At 44.9% G+C, this 22,547-nt stretch carries 26 protein-coding genes and 1 pseudogene; 10 read left to right on the top strand and 17 right to left on the bottom strand.

Annotation, left to right across the window (positions count from 1 at the left end; all coding sequences use genetic code 11):
* The first annotated feature begins 59 nt into the window (after window positions 1-59).
* Window positions 60-284, top strand: a complete 225-nt coding sequence (locus tag MC7420_RS34765) for a hypothetical protein (protein ID WP_157452988.1) — start codon at window positions 60-62, stop codon at window positions 282-284.
* A 281-nt stretch (window positions 285-565) separates the two neighbouring features.
* Here MC7420_RS34765 and MC7420_RS02135 read toward each other — a convergent pair whose 3' ends face one another.
* The 5 genes from MC7420_RS02135 to MC7420_RS02115 form a co-directional block, all read right to left on the bottom strand.
* Window positions 566-1,690: a THUMP domain-containing class I SAM-dependent RNA methyltransferase gene (locus MC7420_RS02135; protein WP_006098265.1), complete on the bottom strand. Its 1,125-nt coding sequence runs from the start codon at window positions 1,688-1,690 to the stop codon at window positions 566-568.
* Window positions 1,691-1,809: 119 nt separating this feature from the next.
* Window positions 1,810-2,580 (bottom strand): hypothetical protein, encoded by a 771-nt coding sequence (locus tag MC7420_RS02130; RefSeq protein ID WP_006097874.1) that lies wholly within the window; start codon window positions 2,578-2,580, stop codon window positions 1,810-1,812.
* A gap of 68 nt (window positions 2,581-2,648) precedes the next feature.
* Entirely contained in the window at window positions 2,649-3,038 is a 390-nt protein-coding gene (locus MC7420_RS02125; protein ID WP_006098245.1) for a type II toxin-antitoxin system VapC family toxin, read from the bottom strand.
* Window positions 3,028-3,255: a hypothetical protein gene (locus tag MC7420_RS02120; protein WP_044204509.1), complete on the bottom strand. Its 228-nt coding sequence runs from the start codon at window positions 3,253-3,255 to the stop codon at window positions 3,028-3,030. Before MC7420_RS02120 ends, MC7420_RS02125 begins: the two co-directional genes overlap by 11 nt.
* 102 nt (window positions 3,256-3,357) lie before the next feature.
* Window positions 3,358-6,012, bottom strand: coding sequence for a tetratricopeptide repeat protein (locus tag MC7420_RS02115; protein WP_044204323.1), 2,655 nt, complete (start codon window positions 6,010-6,012; stop codon window positions 3,358-3,360).
* Between the two features lie 186 nt (window positions 6,013-6,198).
* On the opposite strand from MC7420_RS02115, the pseudogene MC7420_RS02110 reads away from it, so the two are divergent.
* The 3 genes and pseudogenes from MC7420_RS02110 to MC7420_RS02100 all read left to right on the top strand — a co-directional run.
* A pseudogene (locus tag MC7420_RS02110) lies at window positions 6,199-6,849 on the top strand (ATP-binding protein); the annotation flags it as partial.
* Between the two features lie 91 nt (window positions 6,850-6,940).
* Entirely contained in the window at window positions 6,941-7,519 is a 579-nt protein-coding gene (locus tag MC7420_RS02105; RefSeq protein WP_006098234.1) for a hypothetical protein, read from the top strand.
* Between the two features lie 30 nt (window positions 7,520-7,549).
* Window positions 7,550-8,644, top strand: coding sequence for a tetratricopeptide repeat protein (locus tag MC7420_RS02100; protein ID WP_006097998.1), 1,095 nt, complete (start codon window positions 7,550-7,552; stop codon window positions 8,642-8,644).
* A gap of 170 nt (window positions 8,645-8,814) precedes the next feature.
* Here MC7420_RS02100 and MC7420_RS02095 read toward each other — a convergent pair whose 3' ends face one another.
* On the bottom strand, window positions 8,815-9,390 hold the full coding sequence (locus MC7420_RS02095) for a DUF4126 domain-containing protein (protein ID WP_006097913.1): 576 nt from the start codon (window positions 9,388-9,390) through the stop codon (window positions 8,815-8,817).
* Between the two features lie 133 nt (window positions 9,391-9,523).
* On the opposite strand from MC7420_RS02095, the gene MC7420_RS02090 reads away from it, so the two are divergent.
* Window positions 9,524-10,798: a cyclic nucleotide-binding domain-containing protein gene (locus MC7420_RS02090; protein WP_006097965.1), complete on the top strand. Its 1,275-nt coding sequence runs from the start codon at window positions 9,524-9,526 to the stop codon at window positions 10,796-10,798.
* A gap of 268 nt (window positions 10,799-11,066) precedes the next feature.
* Here MC7420_RS02090 and MC7420_RS02085 read toward each other — a convergent pair whose 3' ends face one another.
* Together MC7420_RS02085 and MC7420_RS38970 are read right to left on the bottom strand one after the other, a co-directional pair.
* Window positions 11,067-12,587: a phytoene desaturase family protein gene (locus MC7420_RS02085; protein ID WP_006098207.1), complete on the bottom strand. Its 1,521-nt coding sequence runs from the start codon at window positions 12,585-12,587 to the stop codon at window positions 11,067-11,069.
* Between the two features lie 35 nt (window positions 12,588-12,622).
* Entirely contained in the window at window positions 12,623-12,781 is a 159-nt protein-coding gene (locus MC7420_RS38970; protein ID WP_006098123.1) for a hypothetical protein, read from the bottom strand.
* A gap of 70 nt (window positions 12,782-12,851) precedes the next feature.
* On the opposite strand from MC7420_RS38970, the gene MC7420_RS02080 reads away from it, so the two are divergent.
* Window positions 12,852-13,364, top strand: a complete 513-nt coding sequence (locus MC7420_RS02080; protein WP_044204319.1) for a DUF1993 domain-containing protein — start codon at window positions 12,852-12,854, stop codon at window positions 13,362-13,364.
* A gap of 3 nt (window positions 13,365-13,367) precedes the next feature.
* Here the strand turns inward: MC7420_RS02080 and MC7420_RS38965 are convergent, their stop codons facing one another.
* A complete protein-coding gene (locus tag MC7420_RS38965; protein WP_157452987.1) occupies window positions 13,368-13,601 on the bottom strand; it encodes a hypothetical protein in 234 nt (77 codons plus the stop codon).
* A gap of 43 nt (window positions 13,602-13,644) precedes the next feature.
* Here MC7420_RS38965 and MC7420_RS02075 point away from each other — a divergent pair, with 43 nt between their 5' ends.
* Complete coding sequence (locus tag MC7420_RS02075; protein ID WP_006097967.1) at window positions 13,645-13,932, top strand: UPF0175 family protein; 288 nt, start codon at window positions 13,645-13,647, stop codon at window positions 13,930-13,932.
* Here the strand turns inward: MC7420_RS02075 and MC7420_RS02070 are convergent.
* From MC7420_RS02070 to MC7420_RS02055, 4 genes are all read right to left on the bottom strand, one after another.
* Window positions 13,919-14,722, bottom strand: a complete 804-nt coding sequence (locus MC7420_RS02070) for a DNA adenine methylase (RefSeq protein ID WP_044204318.1) — start codon at window positions 14,720-14,722, stop codon at window positions 13,919-13,921. The genes MC7420_RS02075 and MC7420_RS02070 overlap by 14 nt on opposite strands.
* Before the next feature lies 1 nt (window position 14,723).
* Complete coding sequence (locus MC7420_RS02065; RefSeq protein WP_006098024.1) at window positions 14,724-15,851, bottom strand: hypothetical protein; 1,128 nt, start codon at window positions 15,849-15,851, stop codon at window positions 14,724-14,726.
* A 75-nt stretch (window positions 15,852-15,926) separates the two neighbouring features.
* Window positions 15,927-16,577: a bifunctional phosphoribosyl-AMP cyclohydrolase/phosphoribosyl-ATP diphosphatase HisIE gene (gene hisIE / locus MC7420_RS02060; protein WP_044204503.1), complete on the bottom strand. Its 651-nt coding sequence runs from the start codon at window positions 16,575-16,577 to the stop codon at window positions 15,927-15,929.
* A gap of 265 nt (window positions 16,578-16,842) precedes the next feature.
* Window positions 16,843-17,757 (bottom strand): Uma2 family endonuclease, encoded by a 915-nt coding sequence (locus MC7420_RS02055; RefSeq protein ID WP_006098055.1) that lies wholly within the window; start codon window positions 17,755-17,757, stop codon window positions 16,843-16,845.
* A 211-nt stretch (window positions 17,758-17,968) separates the two neighbouring features.
* On the opposite strand from MC7420_RS02055, the gene MC7420_RS02050 reads away from it, so the two are divergent.
* Together MC7420_RS02050 and MC7420_RS02045 are read left to right on the top strand one after the other, a co-directional pair.
* A complete protein-coding gene (locus MC7420_RS02050; RefSeq protein ID WP_044204315.1) occupies window positions 17,969-18,208 on the top strand; it encodes a hypothetical protein in 240 nt (79 codons plus the stop codon).
* The gene (locus MC7420_RS02045) at window positions 18,205-18,651 is read left to right on the top strand and encodes an HNH endonuclease (RefSeq protein WP_006098080.1); all 447 of its coding nucleotides are present in this window, start codon (window positions 18,205-18,207) and stop codon (window positions 18,649-18,651) included. Before MC7420_RS02050 ends, MC7420_RS02045 begins: the two co-directional genes overlap by 4 nt.
* A gap of 175 nt (window positions 18,652-18,826) precedes the next feature.
* Here the strand turns inward: MC7420_RS02045 and MC7420_RS02040 are convergent, their stop codons facing one another.
* The 3 genes from MC7420_RS02040 to MC7420_RS02030 all read right to left on the bottom strand — a co-directional run bounded on the left by MC7420_RS02040 (window position 18,827) and on the right by MC7420_RS02030 (window position 21,054).
* Entirely contained in the window at window positions 18,827-19,066 is a 240-nt protein-coding gene (locus tag MC7420_RS02040; RefSeq protein WP_006098167.1) for a 2Fe-2S iron-sulfur cluster-binding protein, read from the bottom strand.
* Window positions 19,067-19,085: 19 nt separating this feature from the next.
* Window positions 19,086-20,582: a cobyric acid synthase CobQ gene (cobQ, locus tag MC7420_RS02035; protein ID WP_006097991.1), complete on the bottom strand. Its 1,497-nt coding sequence runs from the start codon at window positions 20,580-20,582 to the stop codon at window positions 19,086-19,088.
* 61 nt (window positions 20,583-20,643) lie between these two features.
* Window positions 20,644-21,054 (bottom strand): Npun_F0494 family protein, encoded by a 411-nt coding sequence (locus tag MC7420_RS02030; protein ID WP_006097838.1) that lies wholly within the window; start codon window positions 21,052-21,054, stop codon window positions 20,644-20,646.
* A gap of 204 nt (window positions 21,055-21,258) precedes the next feature.
* Here MC7420_RS02030 and MC7420_RS02025 point away from each other — a divergent pair, with 204 nt between their 5' ends.
* Complete coding sequence (locus MC7420_RS02025; protein WP_006098233.1) at window positions 21,259-21,693, top strand: peroxiredoxin; 435 nt, start codon at window positions 21,259-21,261, stop codon at window positions 21,691-21,693.
* 211 nt (window positions 21,694-21,904) lie between these two features.
* Here MC7420_RS02025 and MC7420_RS02020 read toward each other — a convergent pair whose 3' ends face one another.
* Entirely contained in the window at window positions 21,905-22,297 is a 393-nt protein-coding gene (locus MC7420_RS02020) for a hypothetical protein (protein ID WP_006098027.1), read from the bottom strand.
* Window positions 22,298-22,547 lie beyond the last annotated feature (250 nt).

Below are 22,547 nucleotides of genomic sequence, written 5' to 3'. Positions count from 1 at the left end.
GGCTTCGCCAACGCGCTTTAGACCAGAAGCTGCAAAACCTAGAACTCTGGATAGCCGTGGTGGGAACCGGATTAGCGGTAAGTGGGATATCCTCCCAAGTTGATTCCCAACCCATCCAAACCGTGATCCAGAATCAAACCAACTCCGATATACCGATTTGTCCCAGTGCAGGTGTGGTGAAATGTACCACCTACAATGGTTTGAACGTCCTGATTCATATTATCATTGCGGTTGCGATCGCACTTCCCATCGGTTTAATCATTCGATCGATTCGACATCGATAAGTTCCCCAAAACTGTAGGGGCGCAATGCTTGCGCCCTTAATCCAAATGTCACGCTCCTGGTATGCTGGCGTTGCACAGCCCACCCTACGGTATATCAAAGGTTTTGGCGATCTCACAATGCTTATCGAGCGTGCCATTCCCCTTACAGCGCTTTGCACTCTCTATAAAGTACAGTCGATCAAAGTCCCCCTTTTTAAGGGGGATTTAGGGGGATTGACAATGTACCGCAAGAGAGAGCAAACTGCTGTAATCCAATATTGCCTCAGACTCTTTATCTTAAATTAATACAATTCATATTTCAGAAACGTGCAAGGAATCGACCCGTTATACACCGGAATTCGGCGCGATGCTTTCAATCCGACTCGTTTTGCCAACTGCTTATTCCCAGTTAAAATAAATGCCGTCCAGCCTTTAAACCGTTGTTTAAAAATATCACCGAGTAACTTATATAAGTCTCCCAATTCCTGAACATTGCCTAACCGTTCTCCGTAAGGCGGATTACAGATAATTATGCCGCTACCTGCTGGAGGTTCGAGTTGGGTAAGGTCTTTTTGAACAAAATTAATCGGGTCAAAAATGCCACAATCCTGGGCATTACTCCGGGCTTGGCTGAGGATATCCGCCGCGCGATCGCATCCGATAATGGGTGCAGCCAATTCCTTGTGTTGACAGGCTTTTGCCTCATTGAGCAGGTGTTGCCAAAGGGTAGGATTAAAGTCTAACCACCGCTCAAATCCAAACTGTTCTCGAAACAATCCCGGCGCAATATTTAAACTGATTAAACTAGCTTCTAAAGGTATCGTTCCCGAACCACACATGGGGTCTAATAACGGTAACTGGGGATGCCATTCTGCTAATTCTAACAAAGCAGCCGCCAAGGTTTCTTTCAGAGGCGCAAGTCCCATAGCAGAGCGATATCCGCGTCGATGTAAACTGGTTCCTGAACTATCTAAACTGAGAATACATCGATTTTGATGAAGATGAACATTAACTAACAAGTCAGGCTTGTCTATATTAACACTCGACCGCTTCCCAAACTGACTGCGTTGTTGATCAACGATCGCATTCTTGACTTGCAGGGCGGTAAAATGGCTATGATTAAGCTGTTTCGTCTTTCCAGTTGCATTCACAGCCAAGGTTTGCTGGGGTTTCAGGTATTGCGCCCAGGGGATAGTTTGTACTCCCTGATAAAGCTGTTTCGCATTCGCACAAGGAAATTCGGCTAAAACAACCAGTACCCGAAAAATCGTTCTCGCCCAGAGATTCACCCGATACATTAACGCCGTATCCCCCTGAAAATGCACCCCCGTAAAATCCGGATGCACCTCCTGCGCCCCTAGGCGTTCAAGTTCTTGCGCCGCAATGGGTTCTAATCCACGGGCGACTGTGGCAAAGTAATGGTTCACGTTTTATGCAGGTGGGGATTGTCATTGGTCATTGGTCATTGTAGGTACGAAGCGTGTCAGAAGCGCTAAAGCGCTTACTACAAACTTTCAATTCAGTGTCATTCTAATTAAAATAGGCTTTATAAAAGCTCCTTTAACAAGGTTTCAGTTAACAACGAGTCAGTGAATGAACCAGATTCATCAGAATCATCAAATAACTGGGTCATGTAGTCAAAGTTTCCTTCACCGACATTTTTTCGCAAGATGTTGATAATCGTTTCTGGGTTATCGTAGGGACCACTAATATAAAAGGGTTTACCATTGCGACCCATTTGAATTTTGGGTTGACCACTCCACTTGCCTAAATGAAATCGCGATTGCTGAAAATCTTGATGGGGTTTAAAGCCTAATTGGTCAGCATACTCTACTGCACTATAAACTAAGGATTGGGCTTGTTCAAGGGTAATTTTTTGAGAACCTTCGGGAAAGCCTTGATAGGCGTAGTCTAGCATCTGTTTATATTCAACTGAATTCAGTTGACGCGGACCCATGGTATCTTTGACGCCGAGACACCATACATCTAGTAGGTAAGTACAAACGGTGAATCGGTCATACTTGGCTTTGCGGGTAATACAGACTAAGGCTAACCCTCGGTCAATATTTGCCTCGGTTTCTTCGATTGGATCAGGGTTTTCGTGGAGATAATAGTCCGCACAGTTGGCGTTGACAAAGCATTCGACAACGGGATCTAGTTCTCCCGATGCGACACGGGCAAGTGTTTTTTCCTCCGCCTGTTCTTTGATATAGGTGGTAACTTCAGCCGCCCGTAATCCTAACTTGCGAGCAATTTGTTTCGGGGTTAAGTTGCGGGCGCGTAGTTCGGTGATTTCTTGTTTTTGTTCGGGTGTCATTGTTTTGTCATTGGTTATTGATCATACTCGAAGAGCGCAAGCTATGTCCTTTGTAAGGGGTTAAGGACTTACCAAGCAACAGTTAGTAGATTTTCGATGTCCTGAAAGTGACGATCGCGTGTTGCTAATGTCAAGTTATATTGGAGAGTAAGTGCGGCAATCCAAATATCGTTTTCAGGCAAAGGACGCCCTTTAAGACGTAACTTGTTTTTGACCTCCCCGTAGTAACGAGCCGTTTGTGTATCACATCCAAGGACAGTACTGTTGGCGATTAATTCATTAATCCGTTCTAAATTGTCTTTTTGCCGTCCTGATTTCTTAGCACCATAATACAACTCGCCAACGGCGATACTGGGAATGAAGACTTCATCAGCTTGGATCAGCTTGTTTCTCACGGCTACGTTATCAGCAAAGAGCGCAATGATGATGTTAGTGTCTAATAAGTATCTACCACTCATCAAGGTCAACCTGCTCACAATCTTGTTCTATTGCTTGGCGCATCAACTGAACATCATCGGGTGGAATTGAACCTGCAAAACGTAGTAATTGTCGCCCAGGGACGCCTTGAATTGTTGAACCGGAAATAGTGCGTGCAAATTCCAGCACTCGCCACTGCAAGTCTTGAGGCATAGTTTTCAGTTGTTCAATTAGCTTGTCCAGAATAGGTGTATCCATCTGTTCGGGTGTCATTTTTTTGTCCTTAGTCATTCGTCATTCGTCATTCGTCATTCGTCGTTCTTCTGCTTGAATTATCATTTGATTTAATGTCTCAATCGTTTATTGTTCAATCAACCTCCAGAATCGATCATCTTCTGCGATCGCGTCAAAGTCCAAATCCGTTCTGGCTTCCTGACGATACGCCGGATTCAGGGCGATCGCTTTCTCTAAGTTGTCGATACTGAAGTGAGCCTGACGTTGGTGAGCATAGCCGATGGCTTTCTGATAAAAAGCTGGAGCATAATCGGGTTGAATGGCTAATGCCTGATCATAGCTCTCTAAGGCTTCCTGCTCTCGTTTCAACTTGAGTAACATATTACCTTTATAGGTCCACGCTTTATGAGACTCCGGTTTCAGTTCGATCGCCTTCTCAAACGAGGTTACCGCCTCTTCATACCGTTCCAATACCGCCAAGGCTAACCCGCGATTAAACCAGGCTATGCCATCATCGGGTTGCACTTGCACGGCTTTGTCAAAGGAATTATACGCTTCTTCATGTTGTTGGAGTGCGCCGAGTACCACGCCGCGATTCACCCAGGCTTCATGGTAATCGGGTTTGATTTCCAACGCCTGCTCAAAGGAGGCGATCGCATCCTCCCGGCGTTTCAATCTCCCTAGCATCATTCCCCGATTTAGCCATGCTTTGTAATCATCAGGCTGGATTTGAATCACCTTATTAAACGCGACTAACGCCCCTTCATAGCGCTGTAATTCTCGCAAGGCTAATCCGCGATAGTACCAGGTATCCGGGGCTTCTGGGGCGAGTTCTAGCCCCCGATCCAAGGATGCGATCGCGTCTTGATAGCGTTGTAATTCCCACAAGGCGACACCGCGCTGATGCCATAGATTCGCGTTATCGGGTTGTAGTTCTAAGGCTTGATCATATCGTGCGATCGCCTCTTCATAGTCACCTTGGGCAAATAAATTATCCCCCTGATTAATATAATCCTTAACATTCAAGAAAAACTCTGGATGATTCTGATTCAATCGTTCCAGTTGTTCCGTCAGGGGTTGGATTTGTTGCAGGACATCAGATAAGGCGGATTCGGCAATTTCTGTTGGCGTAATCTCTGCCAACTTTTGCAGGATTTCCTCTTTTTGTCCTTTAGCATCAGATTGGATATCTGTCAACTCATCGGTTAACATAGACTCCAGTTTTTCCAGGCTTTGAAATGCCTGATCTTTGCGCTCTTGAATCGCCGACTGGAATTGGGAAAATTGGCTGGTAAACTCGCTTTGGATTTGACTCAAGCGTTGCAGGGTTTGGTCGCGGTTTTCTTGTACCCCTGATTGAGTTGTTGAAAGCTGACTGGTTACCTCCTGTTCCAATTTTTTCAAATTGCCCAAGGTTTGATCAATCTCTCCTTGAATTTGCGATTGAGATTGTTCCAGTTGGCGCATCACCTCTTGGCGTAACCGTTCCACATCCTCAAACGCTGTCGCTTGCTGCTGTTGCGCTCGTTGTTCGGCTTGGGTTTTAATCTCCGTCAATTGCGGTGAGAACTCTGAGGCGAGGCGTTGCAGATTCTCTAGAATACTCTCCCGTTCTTGTTTCGTCGTGGTTTGCAGTTGGGTTAATTGCTGTTTAAACTCCGTTTCCGCCTGTTGCAAATTCTGTAAAATCGTCGCTTTTTGAGCATCCAGTGACCCTTTCACTTGGTCAAGCTGGGGCGTAAACTCCTTCTGGAGTTTTTCTAAGTTCTGGAGAATCCTATCCCGTTGTTTTTGTGCCTCGTTTTGCAATTGGGTTAATTGCTTACCAAACTCGGTTTCTGTTTTTTGCAAGCGCTGGATAATTGCTGCTTTTTCCGTTTCAGTCGCCTGTTTCAGTTTCGAGAGTTCTGGGGCAAATTCACTACTCAGTTGTTCTAAACTCTGGAGAATTGCATCCCGTTGGCTTTGGGCTTGGTTAAACAGTTCCGCCAGTTGATTACTAAACGCGGTTTCTGAGTTTTTCAGGTTTTCCACCACCCGATCTTTTTCGGTGTGGGTATCCTGTTGCAATTTCGCCAGTTCCGGGGTAAATTGGGCGCTTAATTGTTTCAGGTTCTCCAGGGTATCCGTTTGTTCCGATTCCACCTGAGAACGCAGTTGGGATAAATGATCAGAAAACTCGTTATCAACTTGGGCAAGGGCTTTTTGGGCGTCTTTAATATGGGTATTTAAATCCCGCAGTGCTTGTTGTTGGGAGTCCGAGAGTTCACTCAGAAGCTGGGATGACTCCTTCTGCTTCATGCCAATATCTTCATAGAAGTCATCGGCTTCTCGATTCAAATCATTGGCTAAATCTTCGGTACGTTCCAGAATCGCTTGTACCTGTTGATTCGCCTGATTAATCTTCCCTTCCAAGTCGGTTAATTCATTCAGATGCGCCCGCACCAAATCCGCCACCTCACGAATTACCGCCCGTCGCAACAGGAATAAGCCAACAATCGCCGCAATTAACAGCAGCGCTAAGACAGCCAGGAGGACATTAAACAGGGTGGTGGTGCGACTAAAGGCGCGATTAGCTTCCGCCTGCACCTGTTCTTGGATACGCTGTTCCTCCCGCAACTGTTCCAACTCTTCTTCCTCAGAATCAGACAGCGCTTGAGATACTAGCGCATCTTGGGCGATGGATTGAGGCTGGATAACGCCAACAGACAATAGGATAGTCGAAAAGACGACCGTACTTAACGATAGGAATGCCAAAGTTACCGAATTTATGCGCTTCATCAGAACGTCCTTTGCCTATTGCTCTCCCGTTGCCATCTGATTTCTAACCTTACCTCAAAATCAATATCACTGACTCAAGCTAGTGGCGTGGCACAGCTAAAATGGTGGAATAGATTTGACCATTGAATCGGGCGCACGTCGGTGCTACCCTACATTTCCGGGCGTAATTCTAATTCAATTCACCCAATGACTTCACTCCCTCCCAACCGCGCTACCACCCTGAAAGCAGCTTTTCGGGCTTGTGATGTGGGTCCCCTGCTGGGTCCAGATGTGGAACGATATTATGTGGATTTGTCAGCAGTACGGAATACGGAAGCGATTGAAGGCGTTAGCGCCCGTTTAGACTTTCTTGAACCTGCTGAATTTAGCTCAATTTTATTTACCGGACATCGGGGATGTGGTAAGAGTACCGAACTGCGACGGATTCAGCACCGATGGGACGCGGAATATCGGGTGATTTATTTAGAAGCGGATGCTGAATTGGATATTAATGATGCCGACTATACGGATTTATACCTGATCATTACTAAAAAGGTGGCTGATGAACTCTATAAATTAGGGGCAAAGTTTGATACGCAATTGCTGCATAATTTTGAGTCTTGGTTTAAGCAAATCACCAAAGAAACTGAGGAAACGGTGGAGAAATCCGTGAGTGTCAGTGCTACAGCGGAAGCAGGTTATGAAATCCCGTTTATTTCTAAGCTATTGGCAAAGCTACAAGCGCAAATAAAAGGGGCGGATAAGCAGAAAAAGACGATTCGCCAAACCTTGCAAAAAGATATTGGTCGCTTACAAGCGGATATTAATCTGTTGTTGGATGATGCTTTTGTCAAGCTCTGGAATTATATTAATCCTGTTTTGAAGCACAGTAATGCATTTAAAGATGCCCTTAAACTCGCTCAAGCCAAGTATAGCACTCCCTAAAGAGATGTCAGAACGAGATGAACGAGATGTTTTTATTGACCGGAATCAGCAGTCCTTGGCTGAACTGGTAACGTTTGTAGATTTTGTGGATAAGAAATTAACCATTGGCTTTGTTGAGGTTAATTTTGCTAAAGATAGAGAGTGTTTAATTGAGATTATCACGACTCATCCTCAATGTCAGGATATTCAGTTTGAGGTTTTGAACTTATCTGATCCCAATTTGCGGTTTGTGCGGGATGTGATTGTTGAGGAATTAAATAAAATCCCAAGAGATGAGACTAAAAAATTAGTTCTAATTATTATTGGTCTAGAGAAATCAATTGGTATGTCGGGGGACTATCCGCCCGTACTGCAAGACCTTAATTTCGTGCGCGATGCCTTTACCGCTAGTGTACCTCATCCTCTTTTGTTCGTTTTACCCGATTATGCGATAACTCGACTGGCGAAATATGCCCCGGATTTTTGGGCGTGGGGGAGAAAAGTGTTTCATTTTGAAACGGGACAATTAACCAGAGATGAGGCGATCCAGCAAACTATAGGTTCAGATAGAATGCTGGGAAGTTTGGAATTATCGGAAAAGTAAGAACGAATTGATTTACTCCAGCGTTTGTTAATGGAATATTCCCCTTCAGGTTATTCAGACACAGGCGCAAATCTTAAAACACGCATTAATATTTTGATTCAGTTAGGACAAGCCTATTCTAGTCAGGGAGAGGTTGCCAAAGCTAGGGAACATTTGGAACAAGCCTTAGAATTAGCAAATGATCATGATAATTTAGCAACCCTCAAGGCAAATAGCTGGCATGAATTAGGAATAATTAAGCTTAATCAGGGAAGATTTCAGGATGCGATCGCTCTTTTTCAGAAATCGTTAGAAATTCAACGGCGTCTAGGCGATGTCCAAGCAGAAGCCGTAACATTGAATGGTTTAGCAAATATTTACATCCAACAGGGTAAAATAGAAAAAGCGATCGCTCTTTTTAAACAATCGTTAGAACTCCAACGGCGAGTTGGTAACGTACAAGGAGAAGCCGCGACATTAAACAATTTGGCAGCCATCGATGTCCAACAAGGTAAAATAAAAAGAGCGATCGCTCTTTTTCAGCAATCGTTAGAAATTCAACGGCGTCTAGGCGATGTCCAAGGAGAAGCCGCAACATTAAGCAATTTAGCAGGTACTTATGTTTATACAGAGGAAATAGAAGAAGCGATCGCTCTTTTTCAGCGATCGTTAGAACTCCAACAGCGTATAGGCAATGTCAAAGGAGAAGCGGCGATATTACACCAACTGGCGTATATCCACGCCCATCAGGGAGACATCGATACAGCAATCACCCTTTATCAAAAATCCTTAAACCTTACACAGCGCATAGGTGATGTGCAAGGTGAAGCAGCAACATTAAACAATCTGGCATTTATCTATGCCCAACAGGAAGAAGTCGAAGAAGCCATCACCCTTTTACAGCAATCTTTAGACTTAACTCAACGCATTGGTGATGTTCAAAATCAAGCCACAACCTTAGCCATGCTAGGACAACTACTAGCCGATAAAAAAGGAGAAATTGAAACCGCCCTCAACTACTTACAGCAAGCCCTAGATATCTTGCAGCGCCTGCAATCTCCTGACGCTGAAACAGTCTCTAGAATTCTGGATAGAGTAAGGCGTGATAGTTATCCTGTGGTGGGCAAGAACAACAAACGAGAATAAAAGCTTCAATGTTTATAAGACTTGCCCACCCTACATAAAAATCCGAGTCTATAAAAATTTTGTCTAAATCCTCTAACGTCCTCTGCGTACCTCTGCGTTAACCTCTGCGTACCTCTGCGTTAAAAAAAATAACTCCGATACCCAAACATATAATATAACCCCAAATCAAACTACAAAACCTGCCGATATCGCCGCGAACGATCACTCCTACCATATAAACGACGCCATTGTTGAGAACTACGAATCGCTATCCACAACAACAACAGGGCAATCAATCCACCTTGTTGAGGTGCATCAAAGGCAAAAATAACCAACGCCACACATAAAACATCTTGACAAAAAACCACCCATAACGGTAAACCACGTAAGCGGAAAAACCAGCCAACTTGTACCAATTGCAGGACAAAAGCCAATAACCCACTAACTATCCCAGCAATCCAAATAATTTCCACAGGGGCGTTAACAAACTGGGCGACAGCAATACCCATAATCGCGCCAACCCCAGGACTAAACAAGAGTTGGACAACTTGCAAGATGCGCTGTCCCAGCAACTTCTTTGAGGCAAATAATTCAAATAACGAGAAGGTGGTCAAAATACCGACTAAAACTGAGGGATGAATGCGAGACAGCAGGGGAATTTCATTCCAGAGGTTATCGCTTTGCAACAAGCCAATCACCAATAAAGGCAAAGCAATCCTCATTCCTACTGCTGCTGCTACCGAAAGTACGGCTAGGAGTTCAATCATTGTTATCTGATGCCTGAAAGAGAAATCAATTGGTTATACCCCTGTCCTCAGTTTAACGTTTGTAGACAATCCCACATCCTTTGATGCCCTTTCTCCGATAGGATGAAAACTGACCTAAAAACGTAAGCCACCTATGCCAACGGCAGCCTTTTTTCAAGGAATTCTGGGCGCGTCTAGTTTAGCCTTGGGCGCATCAGTGGGAGTCTTTTGGCAACCGAGTCGCCACTTATCTGCGACGATTATGGCATTTGGCAGTGGTACACTACTGTCTGCGATCGCGTTTGAAATCACGATTCCGGTCTATCGTCACAGTGGCTTTGTCCCCCTGTTAATTGGGTTTATGGCAGGAGGGATGTTATTTACCGGACTGACATCCTATATTGACCAACATGGCGGATTCTTGCGTAAACCAGCATCCAGTCGCCGCTACCTGGTTGAACATGGTGCTGATCAGGTGACGGATATCCTTAATCGCATCGCCCATATTGAGGTGATGCAAAACCTACCACCGAAGGAACGGCAGAGAGTTGCCCTGTTTCTCAATCCCATTCACGCCAACCCTGGAGACGTACTCTGTGAAGACGGAACCCCTGGTGACTATTTCTATATGATTGTTGACGGTGAAGCCGAAGTCCGCAAGGGTAGAAAAGTTCTCGGTACGATGGGACCTGGAGAAGTTTTTGGTGAGATGGCACTCCTGACTGGAGAACCGCGATCTGCCACCGTGGTTGCTCGCACCCAAATGGAATTGTATCAGTTACACCAGGAACATTTCAACACCATGCTAACCTGGTCGCCCCATCTGGCTTGGTCACTGAGTCGCGCCTTAGCCCGACGACTGCAAGTCGCTACGGAATCACGCATGGTTGTGGAACATCGTTTAGATCGGTGGCGACAGCAGGTTATGGATCAAGTTGAACTGGATCTGTTACTCCGGGACGATCAAATGACCCTAGAAAATTTAGTGAAACAGTCTACATCGTTTGCTATTCTGGTGGGTACATTAATTGATAATATCCCAGAAGCGGCGGTAATTGGCATGAATTCCGGCAATAGCGATTTGGGCTGGTCTTTTTTATTGGCGGTATTTATTTCTAATTTTCCCGAAGCCTTATCCAGCGCCACAGGAATGAAACAAGCGGGAACGAAAACGAGTCAGATTTTAGGATTATGGATAGGTGTGGTGATTCTCAGCGGTTTATGTGCCATTGGGGGTTATTTTTTACAAAATAATACATCTGAGGTCGTTGTCGCGATCGCACAGGCTATTTCGGGCGGCGCAATCTTAGCCATGGTTGCTAGTACAATGATGCCGGAAGCTTATGAATTGGGAGGCAGTTCCGTGGTTTTCTCCACAATTTTAGGATTCCTGATTGGGTTTTTTATCTCATCAGGTCATTTAGTATAAGTAGGTGGGGACAATTAAAGTTAACGGTGGTGATCGTCATTCGTCATTCGTCATTTGTCATTCGTCATTCGTAAGGGTTTGAGGTTTATTTACATAACTTAATATGAATGCCACTGACTTTAGAGTTTGTAGTAAGCGCTTTAGCGCTTCTGGCACTAAAGTGCCTACTACGAACCCAGCTTAAGTCAGTGCCATTAAACTTACTATAGATAGCTTTATTGACACCGACCTACTTAGAATACTGTTAGTCAATTGAGCGATCGCATGATTACCCCTGCTTACCCAGATCTGCCAATACCTCAGCGGTTTGTGAGGGTGTCACCAATGTATTGGCGCAAAGAATACCCGAACCCGCCACGGCTGGAACACCTATTCCTGGCATTGTACTATCCCCCACCCGATACAATCCTGGAATCGGTGTGTGACAACTGGGAAACATAGCTTTACCAGCCGGAATCCCAGGACCATAGGTGCCTTGATAGCGACGTAAATAATAGGAATGAGTCAGTGGCGTACCAATCAGTTCTAAAGTAATCCGTTCTCGAATATCCGGAATAACCCGTTCTAACGCCCGGAATAAAGATTGCGATCGCGCTTTTTTCTTCTCCTTATATCTATCATCCCGTTGCCAACCCTGGTAAGGTTCTAAGGTATAGGCATGAATTACATGATGATCCGTTGGGGCGAGATTAGCATCCCATACCGAAGGAATGGAAATCATGCAAGTATTACCCGGTTCGGTAATATCTCGATTGCCATCGTGAACCACAACATGATGTCCCGTCAACCCGTCTAACCCCTCCGCCCGAATCCCTAAATGTAGGTGCATGAAACTCTCGACGGCTGGGGTGTCTAGAGACTGTTTCCGATACGCTTTGGGTAAATCTTCTGGGCGCAATAACTGACTGTAAGTATCCCAAATTGTGGCATTAGAAATCACCACCGGGGCGTTTACCACCTCTCCCCGTTGCAACTGTACCCCAACGGCTTTCCCCCCTTGGACTACAATTTGGTCAACATGGGCATTTAGGCGCAACTCACCCCCCCAGCGTTCTAGCCCGCGCACCAACGCCTCCACAATCGCCCGACTTCCCCCTACTGGGTACTCCACACCCGCACGGGAACGTTCCCCTAACATAAAAGCTACCTCAGGCGCGATCGTTCCCTGTGCTTTTAATCCCGATAACAGAAAGCATTCCACATCAATCAGCCGCCGCACCCAGGGATCACGCACGGTTTCATCCATCACTTTACCCACAGAATTCTGGACAAGTCCCAGATGGGGCAGTAATTTTAAGAGTGAGGGTAAATAACGTCCCACTAAAACTGGAATCACTTGCCAATCGGATCGTAAAGCAATTGTGGGAATCTCTCGCAACCCTTCATAGAGAGAAAGCAGGCGTTTTTCAAATTGTGCTAATTCTTTCGCGCCTTGAGGTGTAATCTCGGCTACAGCTTCTCGATACCGTTGGGCGTCACTGTACACAGGTAACGTGGCGTCCGGAAAATGGTAATGTCCTAAGGGGTCATAAGGAACCGTTTGTAACGACTCGCCCAGAACATCCAAAACTTGCCGTAATGGGTTAAGACTGGGGCGTTGCTGACTTAATCCACAATAAAACGAAGGACCCGAATCAAACTCAAACCCCTGTCTGTGGAAACTATGCGCCGCACCGCCGGGAATAGCATGGCTTTCACAGACTAGCACCCGTTTGCCATAACGGGCGAGTAAAGCACCCGCTGTCAATCCACCAATTCCGCTACCAATAACAATGACATCCAGGCTCATAAGTTTAGGCGATTACACAACCGTGAGGGCATTCTCTAACACAGGATATAGGTGCTGCTGTAGTTTAGCCTCATTTCCAGGATAGGCTGGAAGCGCTTCAATTTCTCCTCCGGAATATGACTGGTAGGAACCCGGGTAAAGAATCGCCGCATATTACACAACTTTATTCCCCGTTCTATCGTGGATGGTGTCATGATAGGTATGCATTTTTGGGTTTTCCGTATACACTTAGACTACATGAAATAAGTCTTAAGAGATCGCAAAATGCCAAGTCAAAATATAGATTCAATCAAAACTATCTTCCAAAGCCGTCTAACAACTCTCGAACACCTCCTAAAGTCAGCTCAGACTCATTTCAGTGATAGTGAGTCGTTTCTTCAGAAGCGTATTGCGACTGATATGCTTCCCTTCGGTACACAGGTTGCTTTCACCTGCAATCAACCACGCAACTTTGCTTTATGGTGTAACGGCAAACCGATGGATAATCTAGATCCAGAAGTCACATTTCTTGCACAAGCATACGAACACATAGCGAATACCAAGGGACTTCTTTTGGGCATTAACGTCGAAGATGAAAAGCTAAGTGAGTTGATATGCATCGATCTCGGTCAGGATCTTTACATCGAAATGTCTGGTCGCGCCTATGTGAACGACTTTCTAATTCCAAACTTCTACTTCCATCTGGTTACGGCTTACGACATTCTTCGCATGGCTGGTGTACCCATTGGCAAACGGGATTACATGATGCACTTAGTTCCATTTCTCAAGAAGGCGTGAAGCCTAACTATTCAAATGCAGCGGGCGATCGCGCCGTAATCTCTGAGTCCCTGTAACCGTTACCCGCTCTAGGTTGCTGACGCCTGACATCTGTACCAATGCGATCGATTCCGTGAATTGCTCAGTAACACCTGTGACAAAACCTCCGTCTGGATTGCCATCACCGTTGAAAGCCAACTTAGCGCCAGAGAACAATTTGCCAGGATCTACGCCTTCGAGAGTGTACTCGACTAGCACATCAATGAGAGATGTGTTAATAGCTGAGAAAAGGAAAGAAAGAATGAGCCTTCAGTTATCGATTCCTGACTCCGTACTCCGTGCAATTCGCTTACCTGAACAAAGGATTGAGCAAGAATTATTATGTAAATTTGCGGTTGCCCTTTATACTGAAAAACTCCTATCCTTCGCTAAGGCTAGAGAACTCGCCCAGATTGATAAGTATGAATTTGGTCAGTTACTGGCTCAAAGGCAAGTCTTGCGTCACTACGGTGCTGAAAAACTAGAGGATAATTTACGCTATGCCCGTATAGAACAATACATCGCCAATCCTGAATTTAGTAATTTTTGATAAATAACTCATGACCTTTTGCCGCCGTTTTCTTTTTGTAATTATTCATGCCATACTGCAACTCCCATTCTATAATTTTAGCAAAACCAAAGAGGTCTCTAATTTCAGATGAATCATCATAAGTAATCAACCATCTGTGCTGACAATCCTTCATAATATTAGCAAATCGCTGATGGTCAAAGGAGGTGTGTAAGTGACCTTTCACACCGTATAATTTAGACTTTTTTGCTTGATAGTAAGGAGGATCAAGAAAGATAAATACATTGTTGCCATCTTGCTCAATGAGTTGTTCATAATCTCCATGGGTAATCGTCACTGATTCAAGACACGGTGCTACATGGATCAGTCTCTCTATCGATGATTCTGTAAATCTCTGTTCAAAGGCTTTCTGAGAATACCCTCCTGAATCCACTGTTCCGGAAAAGGTAATTCTATTCAATATAAAAAAACGTGCAGCCAGTTCTAATTCAGATAACTTATGATTTTTGACCGTGAGCAAATTATATAGCTGCCTACCTTCTGGATAGGTAACTTGCATATTGCGGATAGTTTCAATGAGTTTATGATTGTTTTCTTTGGCAATTTTCCAGAAGCAGCATAAATCATAATTTAAATCATTAATCCAGTAATGTATAGGAAATAAAGCTCTACTGGCTTTTACCTTTAAAAATACTGAACCCCCACCGACAAATGGCTCTCTAAATTCTTGGATATCCCAAGGAATATAGGGCAATATTTTGTCTAATGCCTTTGATTTTCCGCCCGGATATCGAAGTGGACTTTTGCTCATTTTAGCTAGATGAATCAATCAGGATAGATAGTTTAGGATTAACTGTACACTCTTGAGCGAGTGTCATAATAGTTCTTACTTGTACAGGACTAAATCGATTGCTTTGGCAAAATTCGTGGATAAAATCATTAGTCGTTGGCAGTGATAAGGAACCGATGATATGTCCCGTTATTTTTAGACACACGAGGAAGTTAATTTCAGAATCATCAATCAAGAGTTTTTCTAAGTTGGCAAACAAGATGAGTTTAAATAATCCATCTTTAATATCTGCTAACGTGGGCAATTTTTCGCGACTATTTTTTGATTCTTGTAGAATGTACCTATTATCCTCTTGATAAACTTCATCGACTGTGAGATAATACTGTCCGCCTAAATAATTAGAAATTTCAAATATTCCTTTATCTCCGTCTGCTAAATATTCCAACTCATGCCTGGTTAGGACTTCTCGTTGAGCAGCTTTGAGAGATTTGGGCAGGGTATAATCTTTGAACTTTTCTAGACTGAAATCGTTGTTCACATTAAACTGTTCCAGGACAGCCAGTTGATTATTTTGGCTTCGCACTGGAACGCCTTGATTTTGCGAGATCACTTGATACCGATTGACAGCGGTTCTATAGATATCGTTAAAGTCATTTTGAAAATGAGTCGTGTTCCAGTGTAACGCTGTTAATTGATAGTTAGCTATTTCGTTAATTTTTTCTCTAACGTAAGCAGGATTGAATTTTTGTTTGGTTAGCTTATCTGAGTTTGCCTTAACCTTTTCAGCATTTTCATACCAAGCCAAGATAATGTAGACATTTAACAAACTCATCCAAGAAAAGGTAATAAAGTTAATCCGATCATGATCACCAGCCAGTCCTTCATCCTTAATAATTGGAATGATCGTAACTTTTTTAGTATTTAAGTAATAGGTATTGTAGATTCTGGAAAAAGGATAAGACCGAGTTCTTTTAGGAGAAACCCATTTTGAGAAGGCTAATGTATTTTCTGGACTATCTAATTCGATAATGCCAGAAGAGGAGGCTGTATTAATATCAAAGGAATTAAGCGGATAAACTTGCAGCTTAGAACGGAACTGGGGATTATACCGAATATCCCGAATAAATCCTTTAAAAAACAAGGATGTCATGATTAACTCTTAGCCTTCCGGTGTTATTAATTTGAACAAAATCGGCGGAAATCCCCATCCGTTTTTATCGGCTATTTACCGCCGTCTTTCCTGTAACTTGCGATAAACGTCCCGCACATCAACCTGGTGATGTGCCAATGCTACCAACGTGTGATAAAACAAATCCGCCGCTTCTGAGGCGATCGCATCTTTCTCATCATCCTTGCACGCCATTACCACCTCGGCGGCTTCTTCACCAATCTTTTTAAGAATCTTATTATCCCCACCCTTAAATAGCTTACAGGTATAGGATTCAGGGGTAGGATTATCTCTGCGATCGCAAATCACCTCAAACACCTGAGACAAGGTATCAGCAGGCGGTGCAGCTTTTATCCCATCCACCTGATGAAAACAACTGCGTTCCCCGGTATGACAAGCAATATCCCCCACCTGTTCCACACCAATCAGCAGCGTATCACTATCACAGTCATAACGGAGCGATCGCACATGTTGCAAATGACCCGATGTTGCGCCTTTGTGCCATAATTCTTGACGCGATCGACTCCAGAACCAGGTTTCCCCCGTGTCCAAGGTTTTCTGCAACGATTCTCGATTCATCCACGCCATCATCAATACCGTACCATCCAGATAATCCTGGACAATGGCGGGGACAAGCCCCTGATCGTTATAACGGATTTTCTCAACCGGAATTGCTTGGCTAGAAGTAGAGGATACAGTCGATGACATAATGCAGTAACGAAAGCGAGCAATAATAACTAACTTACCAGTGTTCGCCAAGAACATGGATTTTTATGAAGCCTTTTAGCCGCCATAACCCCATTAATATCCCGTAGGGTGGGCAATATGCCCACCCACCTTAAATTCATCAACGGCGAAATCGTCGTAGTGCGTTTAGCGAAGCTATGCCGCAGGCTTTGCATCTTGCTCGCTACTCACACCCAATTTGCTCGCTACTCACACCCAATTTAAATGCATGACAGCTAATCTTGCCCTATATATTATCTGGATCAATCCCTAATTCTCGCAACCGTTGCGCCAATTGCTGGGCGCGTTCCTCAGCAGCAAGTGCCTGTTCTTCAGCTAATTGTGCGCGTTGGGCTTCCTGTTGGGCGCGTTCTTCAGCTAATTGTGCGCGTTGGGCTTCCTGCTGGGCGCGTTCTTGGGCTAATCGAGCGAATTCAGCTTCCTGCTGAGCGCGTTCTTCGGCGGCGATTGCCCGTTGTTCAGCAAATACAGCCTGTTCATTATCCGTGGGAATCAACTCGCCTGAAGGGGTCATCCATCGCAACCATTGCCCACGAATCTCACGAAACCGTCCTGACCATAATCCCAAGCTTAACCCTAATTCGGGTATGACCAACCGATTATCGGTTAAATTCACCCGTTGATACTTCCCCTCAACTAAATGAAAGATTTGCAGTTCCAAGGTATAGCGGCTAAAAATCACATAGTACGGTACCCGCAAAATCTTTTCATAAACCTGCCATTTTGTCGGTGGACTTCCGGCTTGGGGTATTGTCCGTCCAAAATCCTCATCTTCCGTCCCCGGAGATAATAACTCCACTACCACAAAAGGACTAATTTGCTCTTGCCAAATCACATAACTTAAACGCAACTCTCGCTGTTCATACAAGCGAGGAATTCCGACAACGCCAAACCAATCGGGACGCTTGTACCAGTGAGTATGATTAACATCATAATAAAGATTCAAATCGCAGGCAGAAAACACCTCCTCCCAATTCCAATTAGTTGGTTGAAAGGTTAAAAGGAGTAGCAGGGGTTGAAAAAAGTGAAACTCATCAGGCAATCCAGGGTCCTCCGGATTATCACTGGGTAAATCATACATGGTCGGCAAAGTTTGCCGGGGAGAATCTGGGGGATTGGATTGGGTGGGCAGACGAATCATGATCAGAGGTGTTGATTACTGTAAATCTATTCCATCATTTTAGCGGCGTTACAGCGTTTTCGGACTCGATGTGATCACCGTTTTAGAAGATGCTGTATCCGCAGCCGTATTGGGACTGACGCTGGCTCTACTGTTAAACCTCCATCTGTAGGGGGAAAGTTTAGGTTAAGCTAGTATCATAGTCAAAGAAAACAGAGATTCACTGATCATAATGATTGCTCAAACAATGGTGCAACCCTCATCCTGGGTTGAAACTGGCATTAAGATTCAGCGAGTACGCAATTTATATCTGTTCAAATTCACAGATGCCCTTCAAGTTCGTTTGAATGAGCTTTCTGAACGCCAAAAAGAGGTAAGTCTTAATCAAGATGAACAAGCTGAACTCAGTGGGCTTTTGGAATTAGATCGTATCTTTACCCTGTTGAATGCCCGTATTATCGCTGAATCATGACGTTGAATGATAATGTTAAGCGACAGGTACGGAAAAGGGCAAACTATTTATGTGAATATTGCCACTCCTCAGAAGAAGCCAGTGCTGCTAATTTTGCGATTGACCATATTATGCCTCGTTCATTGGGAGGGGCTGATGATTTAGGAAATCTAGCCTTAGCTTGTCAGCGTTGTAATGGATATCGCTACAATTTCGTAACAGGGATCGATCCAATTACTCAAGAAGAAATTCAATTGTTTAATCCACGAATACAGGTATGGGCAGATCATTTCATTTGGTCAGCGGATGGTTTGAAAATCATTGGCAAAACCTCTGTGGGTCGAGCCACATGTGAACGGTTGGATTTGAATGATGATTCTCATAATGATGGTTCCATTGTGAAAGCTCGTCGCCTTTGGGTTCGTGGGGGATGGCATCCTCCTGATGGTGATTCACAGGAGTGAAATGACTCTCTCAGGCTGGGTATTTTCTAATGCAAGAAGGCAGAAAACATCAAATCGCTCAATCCCTTCTAAGGTAAGCGTTTTTCTTCAAAGAAAGCCTATGAAACACCGAGCGAAGCCGAGGTGTTGCCCATTGCCCATTGCTCAGCGCGTAGCGCTATAAATGACCAATAACTTACCAGGTTGAATCACTATAGAGATTAATCGTAAGCTGTTCCTGACCCGGTGGTACAGCCGAGATACAGGCACAAATCGTTTCCCCGTCGTTAATCTCAACCTCACAAGCATGACAGGAACCCATCAGGCATCCTGTGGGAATGAAAACGCCAGCGCGTTGAGCCACTTGCAGTAGCGGTTCTCCCACTTCTGCATTAATCGTGACATCATCGGGTAAAAATCGAATGGTAACACTCATGAACAGGTTTGCTATTAACTCACGTCAAGTTAGGTATGATAGTGCTTAAATCCAAATGAGCCTCTACGCTATCTGCTAAAGAATTCAACACTACTTCGCGCTGCTCTCGATAGTCCGGAATACCCGTTGGCAAAGACGGAAGTCCGCGTTGATGTCGCAGTTGATTCAACCACGCCCGTCGCCAGGGACCATTATCAAATAAACCATGGAGATAGGTTCCCCAAATGGACTGAGTGATATCGACTAACCCCAAACCAGGGTCATCAAACAGGGGTTGATAGGCAGATTTATTATCCGTGCTTTCTGAGTCAATCAGCCGAGAACGCCCTTGATGGATTTCGTAACCCGAAACAGGTAAACCGACTTGGGGATAGTTAGAGGTTACGAGACGCTGACGTGCTACTTTTCGGGCGGTAATTATGGTTTTGATCGGTAATAATCCTAATCCTTGATATTGCCCCGGTTCATCTTCAATGCCATCGGGATCTAGCAGGGTTTGACCCAGCATTTGAAAACCCCCACAAATCCCTAACACTGTACCCCCCGCAGCGGCATAGTTTTTAATTTCTTCTAGCATACCTGTTTTGTGGAGTACGAGTAAGTCGCTAATCGTGGTTTTTGTCCCTGGCAAAATTAGGGCATCGGGGTATCCCAGGGATTGATTTGGGGCTAAATATTTAACGTTAACCGTTGATTCCGCTTCGAGGGCGTCAAAGTCAGTAAAATTAGAGATGCGAGGGAAACGAATTACCGCCACCGTTAATTCACTATCCCGTTTTCTCTTATTGTAGCGATCCAGTAATGCCAAAGAGTCTTCAGCGGGAAAGATCTCATTAATCCAGGGAATCACGCCAATGACAGGAATTCCGGTGCGTTCTTCGAGCCAAGTAATTCCCGATTCTAAGAGCGATCGCTGTCCTCTAAACTTATTAATCACGATACCTTTAATCAAGACTCGCTCATCCGGTTCTAAGAGTTCTAGAGTCCCGATAATATGAGCAAATGCGCCGCCGCGATCAATATCTACTACGAGTAACGTTGGTGCATTTAAATGCTTTGCTACCCGCATATTGGTTAAGTCACGGTGCTTCAAATTAATTTCTGCTGGACTCCCTGCACCCTCACACACGACAAAATCAAACTCATGACTCAAACGCCGCAGCGACTCTTGAATCGCTTGCCAACCCCGATCAAAGTACTGTTCATAATAATCCGCCGCGCCGACTTTACCCGCCACTTGACCCATGAGAATGACTTGAGAGGTCATATCCCCCTGGGGTTTAAGTAAAATCGGGTTCATTTCGACACAGGGCGTAACATTAGCTGCCCAAGCTTGCACAGCTTGAGCATGTCCAATTTCGCCGCCATTGAGGGTGACATAAGCGTTGAGCGCCATATTTTGTCCCTTAAACGGAGCCACACGCCAACCGCGCCGGGAAAGAATACGGCACAAGGCGGTAGTAATAAAGGATTTTCCTGCGTGGGAGGTTGTTCCCACCACCATCAGCGATTTCATAAAGCGGGTTAAGAGTTATCGGGTAATCAGAACGAATAGAAGCAACCCTTAGACTATGAATTTAGATAGGCAATCGTAACCAACGGTTCCAGGCGTGAGCGATGCGATCCCAAAGGGATGGCGGAGGTAATGACTCGCCTCGGCTTGCCCATTTTTCCACCAGTTGACGACCCAAGGGTGTGAGACGAAAACTGTCGGTAATACCTTGACCATCAACTTCTCGCCGCAAAACGCCGACTTGAATCAACCACAGTAAATCACGTTCGGCTGCCAACTCGGATAAGGGACTTTTAGTATAGCCCTGTTCTATTCCTTTTTGCGTCGCGATCGCGAGCAGGGAAACGCTGGTCAAACGCATCTCCTTGTACAAGGTTAACTGGAAGGGCAGACAGCGCAACGCTTGTTTAGCGCGTTTAACTGTTCGCTCTGGATAGTGAAACGACTGGGCTTTTTCAGAGGAAATGGATGTCATTACAACTGGATTAGCTGGTGGAAACGCTAGTCAATTCTAGGTTTAGGCTTCTTTTTATCTTAACCTCACAGGAGAGGGCAAACCGAGTCAATTGAGTGGATTTGAGTGGTGAATGGATGCCATGCGGGTCATCCAGACTTAATCAAAGTTCCGAAGGTAGTAGGATGAAGAATAGTTAAGTAGTTAACACAGGGAAAAAGACTTATGGCTTTAAGCATTGGTGATAAAGCTCCGGCATTTACCGCCAAAGATGATGCAGGGAATACCGTTTCCCTGTCTGACTTGGCGGGGAAAACAGTAGTTCTCTATTTTTATCCCAAAGACGATACTCCAGGTTGCACCAAGGAAGCTCAAAGCTTCCGGGACAACTACGCTGAATATCAAGGCAAAGATATGGTTGTTCTCGGTGTCAGTATGGATGATGAGGTATCCCATAAGCAATTTAAGGAGAAGTATGGCTTGCCTTTCCAATTGCTCGCTGATCCGGATGGCACGATTACCAAAGCTTATGATGTTGAAGGCGGTGGTTATTCCAAGCGCGTCACTTATGTGATTAACGGTGAAGGGACGATCACTTATGTTGATGAGAAGGTGAAAACCGATTCCCATGCTAAGGATATCCTAGCCAGCATGAGCTAGTGCAAGAAGGCAGAAGGCAGAAGGCAGGAGGCAGAAGGGCAGAAAGCTTATACCATAGGATTTTGCACCTTTTTTAACTGGAGAGTAGAGACGCGCCATGGCGCGTCTCTACAATGGTGCCGAAAGTCCTAATCGATGTGTCTACTGCTATAGATTGGTAGAGATGTTCCGCCGGAACGTCTCTACAAAAGGGAATGTTGTGAGGACAGTTTTATCGAGTTGCACCTCCGGTGGGAACAGAGGGGGAATTCGGTTGAACTTGTGGTTGATTTCTCAACCGTTCCCGTTGTAGCTGTCGGAACTCTTGCGTGGCATTGTCTAAGTTTTGATCCAGTTCGCTGTTAAACGCCTCAGAATCAACGCCTAAACGGGAGCGATGGATAAAATCAAAGACATTAAAGCCACTGTTACCAGGGGTTCCCGTGAGTGAATCTCGCTCATTTTGGCGACTATCGAGATCTTCTAGGGGATTCACCCGTTCAGTGGTTTGTGCGATCGCGGATTCTGGGATAATGGCTGAGGGTATGTTAAAAGCCACTCCTAACGCTAGGGGAGCGAACAGGGTTGAGGTGAGTGCCGGAGTCAATAGGGTGCTGATATTCATGGCAATTAACCTGTTTATTTAGAAATTATAATTGGATTTCCATCAGGATACGGTAGTTCTACCGATAAGGGCATGGCAGTGCTCATCCGTGTCAACTTAAGCTAAACCCCTCACCCCCAGCCCCTCTCCCACGCCGGGGAGAGGGGAGCAAGAGAATCCGGTCCCTCTTCTCCCGTGCAACAAAAGCGAAGCATCCTCTGTCTTCCCCCCTCTTGTAGGGGGAAGGGGGGTGGGAGAAGGGGTTAGGGGA

Origin of the sequence: Coleofasciculus chthonoplastes PCC 7420, assembly GCF_000155555.1 — a bacterium.
GTDB classification, from domain to species: Bacteria; Cyanobacteriota; Cyanobacteriia; order Cyanobacteriales; family Coleofasciculaceae; genus Coleofasciculus; species Coleofasciculus chthonoplastes_A.
The sequence above is the reverse complement of the archived record's forward strand: the minus strand, read 5'-3'. Positions and strand labels throughout refer to the sequence as shown.